Genomic DNA, 1,326 nt, shown 5'->3' with positions numbered 1-1,326 from the left:
TGAGGTTCCCCCGAGATGCGGGGAAAGGTGACAGCAGGTCAGATGGGTCTCATGAGAGGAGCCCAGACGATGCCTGCCCCGAGGAAGTACCCGCTGGAGTTGCGTGAGCGTGCGGTGCGGATGTACCGGACCGCCGAGCCGAAGCCCGTGATCCGCCGCATGGCCGAGGATCTCGGCGTGCATCACGAAGCCCTGCGCAACTGGATCCGGCAGGCCGAGGCCGACGCCGGCGAGCGGGATGACCTGCTCACCACCGAGGAGAAGGAAGAGCTCGCCCAGCTGCGACGCGAGGTGCGGGAACTGCGCCGAGCGAACGAGGTCCTGCGGACGGCCTCGGCTTTTTTCGCCGCGCAGCTCGATCCGACCCGGCCCAGGTGACCGCGCTCCTCGACGCGCGCCCGCACCTGGGGGTCGAGCCCGTCCTGCGGGAACTGAACATCCCCTCCTCCACCTACTACCGCTGGCGCCAGGCCGAGAAGGAACCCTGCGAACGGATCCGCCAGGACACCGAGCTGACAGGACAGATCCGGCAGATCCACCAGGACTCCGGCGGCATCTACGGATCGCCCAGGATCCATGCCGTCCTGAAACGCGAGGGCGTCCACGTCGGCCGCAAACGGGTCGAGCGGCTCATGCGCCAGGCCGGCCTCGCCGGGATCAGCCCCCGCAGAAGCAAGGGCTTCACCCGCCGCGACCCAGACGCCGAACTCGCCCCTGACCTGGTACAACGCGACTTCACGGCACTCGCGCCGAACCGGCTGTGGGTCACCGACCTGACCATGATCCCCACCCTGGAGGGACCACTGTGGCTGTCGGCGATCCGCGATGCCTTCTCCCGCAGAGTCGTCGCCTGGGAGACCTCTGCCCGCGCGGACGCCGACCTGGTCCTCACCTCGCTGGAGTACGCGCTGGCCAGCCGCGAGGTCGCCCCCGGCAAACTCGTCCACCACGCCGATCACGGCACGCAATATACGTCTATCAAGCTCACAACACGCCTGGTCAGAGCGGGTATCCAGGCGTCCATGGGTTCGGTCGGCGACTCCTACGACAATGCCCTGGCGGAGAACCTGTGGATGCTGGTCAAGACGGAGTGCATCCGCGGAAGGACCTTCGACACCAGAGCCGAGGCCAACCTCGCGCTCTTCGAGTACTTCGACGGCTTCTACAACCCTCGCCGCATCCAGAAGCGCCTCGGCTACCTCAGCCCCATCGAGTTCGAAGAGATGCACTACGCCAGCCAGGCAGCGACCGAACCAGTGAACCTGAAACCACGTCAACCCGCCCTGACCTGCTAGTCAGCCACTCCCGCGCAGCGGGGGAACCTCA

Annotated in this window: 2 protein-coding genes; both read left to right on the top strand. The window is 67.0% G+C overall.

All coding sequences use genetic code 11. The annotated features are described in order from the left end of the window. The first annotated feature begins 69 nt into the window (after window positions 1-69). On the top strand, window positions 70-378 hold the full coding sequence (locus AB0M27_RS47905; protein WP_365732476.1) for a transposase: 309 nt from the start codon (window positions 70-72) through the stop codon (window positions 376-378). Continuing rightward, window positions 375-1,295 carry an IS3 family transposase gene (locus AB0M27_RS47900; protein WP_365732475.1) on the top strand — a complete coding sequence of 307 codons (921 nt, stop codon included), beginning with the start codon at window positions 375-377 and terminating at the stop codon, window positions 1,293-1,295. The genes AB0M27_RS47905 and AB0M27_RS47900 overlap by 4 nt, the downstream gene beginning before the upstream one ends. Window positions 1,296-1,326: the final 31 nt, after the last annotated feature.

The sequence above is a fragment of the Streptomyces sp. NPDC052107 genome (assembly GCF_040680215.1).
Classification (GTDB): Bacteria; Actinomycetota; Actinomycetes; order Streptomycetales; family Streptomycetaceae; genus Streptomyces.
Note: the sequence above shows the minus strand (reverse complement) of the source record. Positions and strands in the feature narration are given on the sequence as shown.